This window comes from Pseudomonas sp. 05N434 (genome assembly GCF_056396965.1).
Genome location: NZ_JBFTMK010000323.1, coordinates 1 through 5,793 on the forward strand (window position 1 = coordinate 1; position 5,793 = coordinate 5,793).

The following is a 5,793-nucleotide window of genomic DNA, read 5'->3' on the forward strand; positions in this document are numbered from 1 at the left end:
TTTTCGTATACGATATTTTAAATGCCGATACTCGGCCAGTGGTTTTTTCAATCAATCAGGGTTTTTTATAGCCGTTGGTCTGGGGGAGTTTCAGGCGCCGGGCCAGGTGTCTGACAGGCGATAGCCCTGTGGCCAGGGATCGCTGGGGTCGAGCAGCAATTGGTGGGTGCCGGTGATCCAGGCCCGGCCGGAAATGCACGGGTAGATCGCCGGGCGGCCGGCCACTTCGGTCATCGAATCGATGCGGCAATGGAATTCGGAACCGAGGATCGAACGGCCGATAAAGCGCTCGCCAACCTGCATCAATCCCTTGGCCTGCAACACTGCCATACGCGCCGAACAACCAGTACCGGTGGGCGAGCGGTCGATCTTGCCGGGTTGAATCACCACGGCGTTGGCCCCGGTGGCGATGCCATTTTCAACCACGATGGGCGCGGCAATCTGGCAGAAGGAAATATGCGACCACTCGGGGTTCAGCGGATGGACGAAGCCTAGTTGTTCATTGGCCGCGCGGGTGATTTTCAACCCGACCTCGACCAGCTCGGCCGCCTCGTCAGGGCGGATGGAAAAGCCCAGGCGTTTGGCGTCGGCGATGACAAAACTGTCGCCACCGTACGCGGTGTCGACCTGTAACGAGCCGAGGCCTTCGACTTCGATCCAGGCGTCGAGGCGATCAGCGAAGGAGGGCACGTTCTTGATTTCCACCCGTTCGACCTTGCCGTCGCGGCAATCGGCCACGGCCTCGATCAAGCCGCCGGGCGCTTCGAGCACCAGCCGGGTTTGCGGTTCGGTCATCGGCAGGATGCCGCTGTCGAGCAGCACCGTGGCGACGCACAGCGAGTTGGAGCCGGACATCGGTGGTGTGTCGGCCGGTTCCATGATGATCCAGGCCATTTGCGCCCGAGGGTCCTTGGCCGGCACCAGCAGGTTGACGTGGCGGAACACGCCACCACGGGGTTCGTTGAGGACGAAATTGCGCAGGGTTTCATCCTTGGCGATCCAGCGCGATTGCTCCCACACGGTGGCGCCGGGCGGTGGGGCGACACCGCCGACGATCACATCGCCGACTTCGCCTTCGGCGTGGCAACTGACCACATGAATGACTTTCGATGAACGCATGGCTGACTCCTTTTATCGCCGGTCGTTACTTCACTGATTTGAGAAACGCCGCCGTTTCCGCATGTATCGGATTGCCAATCACCTGATCCGGCGAGCCGATCTCGTGCACCAGGCCATTGCGAAAGAACGCCACACGGTCGGACACATCGCGGGCAAAGCGGATTTCGTGGGTCACCAGCACCATGGTCATGCCGTCTTCGGCGAGCATGCGCATGGTGTCCAGCACCTCGCCGACCAGTTGCGGGTCGAGGGCCGAGGTGGCTTCGTCGAACAGCATGTAGTCCGGTGACATGGCCAGGGCGCGGGCGATGGCCATGCGTTGCTGCTGGCCTCCGGACAACTTGCCGGGGAAGGTCTTGAGCTTGTCGCCAAGGCCCACGTGGGTCAGTTGCTGCACCGCCAGCGCCTCGGCGTCGCACTTGCTTTTGCCCAAAACCTTGCGCGGTGCCAGCATCACGTTTTCCAGCACGGTCAGGTGCGGGAAGGCATTCCATTGCTGGAACACGATGCCGATTTTCTGCCRCAGGCGGTTGAGGTCGGTGGCGCTGTGATGAACCTCGACGCCATCGACGCGGATGTTGCCTTTCTGGATCGGCTCCAGGCCGTTGATGCACATCAGCAGGGTCGATTTGCCGGAGCCCGAGCCGCCGATGATCGACACCACTTCGCCCTTGTCCACCGTCAGGCTGACACCCTTGACCACGGCCAGATCGCCGAAGGATTTATGTACGTTGTCGATCTCAATCATTTTCTTGCCACCTTCTTTCCAGACGAGCGCCCAGGCGTGCAACCACCAGGCTCATGACGTAATAGATAAGGCCCGCGACGCACAGCACCAGCAACGGTTCCTGAATGCGGGTGACGATGGTTTGCGAGGCGCGCAGCAGTTCGACGATGCCGATCCACATCACCAGCGCGGTGTCTTTCATCACACCGAGCACCAGGTTCAGCCAGCCGGGGAAGGCCACGCGGGTGGCCATTGGCAGGACGATCCAGCGCAGGTCCTGCAAAAAGCTCAGGCCCAGCGAACGACTGGCCCGCCGCAAGGTGAACGGCACCGACAGCACGCCGCTGCGCACGATCTCGGTGAAGTACGCGGCGGTGTAGACCCCCAGCACAATGCAGCCGACGCTGAAGGCACTGATGTTCAAGCCGACGATGCTTTTGAGCGAGTTGAACAGCACGAACTGGATCAACAGCGGCACGCTGCGAAACACGTCCAGCACCCAGGCCAGGGGCAGGCTGGCGCGTGGCAACAGCGCTCGCAGCAGGCCAAACAACAGCCCGGCGAAGGAGCCGAGGATGATCGACCAGAACGTCAGTTGCAGGGTGACCCAGGCGCCGTCGAGCAGGAACAGCAGGTCATTCCAGGAAAAACTGGTGGAAAACATGGTCAAGCCCTCAGTAACGGAACAACCGCCAGGCCATCAGCCGGGCTGACGCGACGATCGCCTTGGCAATCAGGTAATACAGCGCGGCGGCGATAGCGAAGTATTCGAAGGTGCGGAACGTTTTGACGTTGTAGTCCTGGGTCACCCCGGTCAGGTCATTGTTCAGCCCGACGATCACCCCCAGCGACGTCATCAGCACCGCCCAGACCATCTGATTGGTCAGCGGGTAGAAGACGATCCGCAACAGCTGCGGGACGATGATCATGCGGTAGGCCTGGAAGGCACTCATGCCCAGCGAACGCGCGGCGCGCACTTGGGTGTCGGGTACGGCCTTGAGGCCGCCGCGAAAGTTCTCCGCCAGATACCCGGCATTGTTGAAGGTGATCCCGGCGAGCAGGGCGAACCATGAGCTGACGTGCAAGCCCAGCGAGCCGAGGCCGAAGTAGAGGACGTAGATCTGGAACAGCGACGGGGTGTTGCGCGCGATCGATACCCAGCCGTTGCCGATACCGCGCAGCAGCGGGGTTTTGCTTTCGCGCATCACCGTCAGGGCCAGGGCGATCAGCACGCCGAAAATCATCGACAGCGCGGCGGTCTCGAAGGTGACCCAGGCGCCGGCGAGCATATCCGGCAGGGCGCGCAGGGTGGCGCGCCATTGGAAGGTGTAATCAAACATGCGCGAGAGTCTCCAGAGGGGCGGCGGTTTGCAGCCAGGCCGGCAGACGACCGCTGGCCGTGGCACTGCAAGCGGTATCGACACATTCAGCCAGGCTGGCGAAATGCACCTTGCGGCCCACCAGGCCGGGTGCGTAATGGGCGTATTTGCCGGAGTTGGTCATCAAGGTTGTTGCGCCCGGCGGGATCACCGGTTCGCCGAGCATGCACCAGCAAGTATCGGTGACCAGGGTCGCGCCGAAGGCTTCGATCACGGCGATATGCCCGGCTTCGCGAGCCTGCTCCAGCACGGCGCGGCCGCAAGTAATGGCGAGGACCACGTCGGGGTGTTTGTGCCGACCCAGGCACAGTCGCGCCAGGTGAGCGAACTCGCTGAGGGAGAAATGCGGGTTACCCAGCGAGACCACATCCACCCGGCTGTCGCGGGCACTGTTGAGTTCGCGCCAACTGACCAATAGATCCTTCAGGCGGATTGTTTCCACGGGTAGGGTTACATCTCCCTCCAGCACCTGCGCCGGGTCGATAGCTTCCGGGGTGATCCCGGCGATATGGAATAACGGGGCGGCGGAGGTGGTGGCAAACGCCGCGCCGAACGCMTTGAGGTCGTCCAGGCTCGGCTTGCGGTTTTCCAACCCGCGCACCAGTGGAATCCGGCTGCCCGCCAACGCGCCGATGTGGTAACCGAGCAGCGGGTAGAAGGCATCGTCCAGTTCACCCAGGGCGGGCACCTCGACCTGCAGTCGGGCCTTGCGTTGTGCGTCCAGGTGGCAGCCGATCAACGGGGCGCGGCCGGTCAGGGCGATGCAGATATCCAGGTAGTCCGGGTACTTCAGGGTGCGTGCCCCCAGCACGCTGTTGGCGTAGACCACCGCGTTGGATTCGGCCCAGACGATCTGCTCGCCCGCCTTGGGTGCGCTGTCGAGCAGGTAGGGCGCACAGGTGAAACTGAGTTGCGCACCCATCGCCATATAGGCATCGCCCAAGGCGCTGGCCGGTTCGCCAAGCGCCGGGTCGATGCCCAATTCGCGCCAGCGGCGCTGGTCCACGGAAATCGAATTGAGGGTGGTGGGCACCCGCACGTTGGCGCCCCATTGCACCAGTTGTTCGGCAAAGCGCAGGCTCGCAGGTCCGGTGTAGATGCAGCCGTCGATATGCGCCTGGGTGACATCCACCAGGCGGCGGGCACCTTGCAGTTCGGCCATGCGCAGAACAATCTGCATGGCCACTTGTGCAGCCTTGCCATGTTGGCCGTCGAGCAGCGCCCGGTCGTGTTCGGTGAGTTCGAGCGGGGCGCTTGGGTCTTGCGTTTGCAATGGGCTGTCGAGTGCCTGCCAGGCATCGCCCGGCAGGTGTTCGAACACGGTTACCGAGGCGCCGTCGACCCGAGCGAAGGTCTTGCCGCGCAACGCGGCGAAGGCCTCCCGGCCGATGCACAGCACCGGCAGGGAACGCTCGAAAATGGTCTGCGCCACGAGCACGCCCAAGGTCAGGATCTCATCGGGTTCGGCCAGCACCAATGCGGCCGGTGCGTGGCCGTTGCTGATCAGTTCCATCAACACGCTACTGCCGGTGCACGAGCCGCGACCGCTGGGGATGGCCAGCACGCGGCCGGCCAGGTATTCGCCGCTGAGCGGATGGTGACGGTCAATGATCTCGCCGCTAAACGGATCGACCCCGCCCCAGAAACTCAAGCCGATATCGGCGAACAGCAGGGCGCCCTCGGCGGCGCCCGCGACCAGGCTGCGACCGGTCAGAGAAGTGGGCCTAGGCATGCCGGACACCTCAGTAGTAGACCTGTGGCACGGTCAGGTTGGTCGGCGGGATTTCAGTGCCGACCCATTTGACGAACAGCTCTTTGTAACGACCGGTGCGCACCTGTTGGTTGACGAACAGGTTGAGGTAGTTGAGCAGGCCATACTCGTTACGCTTGGCGCCGAGGGAGACGTAGTCGATCACGTACGGCGCGTTACCGGCGACTTTCAGGTTTTTGTATTTGCCCGATTTGAGGGTGGCGGCGGCCACGGTGTTGGTGACCACGGTGGCGTCGATATGGCCTTGGGCAACCGCCAGTAGGGTGTCGTTCTGCGACTGATAGGCGCGGAAGGTGCCGGTGCCCCAGTTCTTCACGTCTTTCTCTAGCGCGATGGCCTCATAGGTGCCGCTGGTGTTACCCACGGGTTTGCCCTTGAGGTCATCGAAGCTGTTGATGCCGGTGTCGTCGCGGGTCAGCACCACCATCTGGAAGGCGAAGTAGGGCACGGTGAGGCCGACGGTCTTGGCCCGTTCGAGGGTGTCGGAAGTGGAGGCGACGATCACATCGGCCCGCCCGGAGACCAGCGCCGGAATACGGTCCGGGAACGGCGTCTCGACCACTTCGGCCTCGACCCCGAGGATTTTCGCCAGGTCATGGCAATAGTCCACGTCGAAACCGGCCGGATTGTTACCGGCATCGCGGAAACCCATGGGCGGGAAGTCCAGGGTCACGGCGCAGCGCAGCTTGCCCGAACCGATGATGTCGTCGAGCTTGTCGGCCTGGGCGGTGGCAATGAAGGAGGTACTGAGAACAGCGCTGAGGGCTACGGCAAATGCGGGGTTTTTCATAGAGGCC

The 5,793-nt window shown here is 62.9% G+C and carries 6 protein-coding genes; all 6 read right to left on the bottom strand.

The window, feature by feature from the left end:
• Positions 1 to 90: 90 nt before the first annotated feature.
• From AC1DLB_RS19355 to AC1DLB_RS19380, 6 genes are read right to left on the bottom strand one after another with little or no spacing between them, the layout of a single operon-like run.
• Positions 91 to 1,119: a trans-3-hydroxy-L-proline dehydratase gene (locus AC1DLB_RS19355; RefSeq protein WP_096480776.1), complete on the bottom strand. Its 1,029-nt coding sequence runs from the start codon at positions 1,117 to 1,119 to the stop codon at positions 91 to 93.
• A gap of 25 nt (positions 1,120 to 1,144) precedes the next feature.
• Positions 1,145 to 1,867, bottom strand: a complete 723-nt coding sequence (locus tag AC1DLB_RS19360; RefSeq protein WP_477785463.1) for an amino acid ABC transporter ATP-binding protein — start codon at positions 1,865 to 1,867, stop codon at positions 1,145 to 1,147.
• A complete protein-coding gene (locus AC1DLB_RS19365) occupies positions 1,860 to 2,510 on the bottom strand; it encodes an amino acid ABC transporter permease (protein WP_064616855.1) in 651 nt (216 codons plus the stop codon). Before AC1DLB_RS19365 ends, AC1DLB_RS19360 begins: the two co-directional genes overlap by 8 nt.
• 10 nt (positions 2,511 to 2,520) lie before the next feature.
• The gene (locus tag AC1DLB_RS19370; protein ID WP_018928302.1) at positions 2,521 to 3,186 is read right to left on the bottom strand and encodes an amino acid ABC transporter permease; all 666 of its coding nucleotides are present in this window, start codon (positions 3,184 to 3,186) and stop codon (positions 2,521 to 2,523) included.
• Positions 3,179 to 4,957, bottom strand: a complete 1,779-nt coding sequence (gene lhpI / locus AC1DLB_RS19375) for a cis-3-hydroxy-L-proline dehydratase (protein WP_477785464.1) — start codon at positions 4,955 to 4,957, stop codon at positions 3,179 to 3,181. The genes AC1DLB_RS19370 and lhpI overlap by 8 nt, the downstream gene beginning before the upstream one ends.
• A gap of 10 nt (positions 4,958 to 4,967) precedes the next feature.
• The gene (locus AC1DLB_RS19380; RefSeq protein ID WP_018928300.1) at positions 4,968 to 5,786 is read right to left on the bottom strand and encodes an ABC transporter substrate-binding protein; all 819 of its coding nucleotides are present in this window, start codon (positions 5,784 to 5,786) and stop codon (positions 4,968 to 4,970) included.
• Between the last annotated feature and the right edge of the window lie 7 nt (positions 5,787 to 5,793).

Coding starts and splice junctions, on each gene's coding strand:
- AC1DLB_RS19355 (WP_096480776.1), bottom strand. CDS start 1,119: ATGCGTTCATCGAAAGTCATTCATGTGGTCAGTTGCCACGCCGAAGGC.
- AC1DLB_RS19370 (WP_018928302.1), bottom strand. CDS start 3,186: ATGTTTGATTACACCTTCCAATGGCGCGCCACCCTGCGCGCCCTGCCG.
- AC1DLB_RS19365 (WP_064616855.1), bottom strand. CDS start 2,510: ATGTTTTCCACCAGTTTTTCCTGGAATGACCTGCTGTTCCTGCTCGAC.
- AC1DLB_RS19380 (WP_018928300.1), bottom strand. CDS start 5,786: ATGAAAAACCCCGCATTTGCCGTAGCCCTCAGCGCTGTTCTCAGTACC.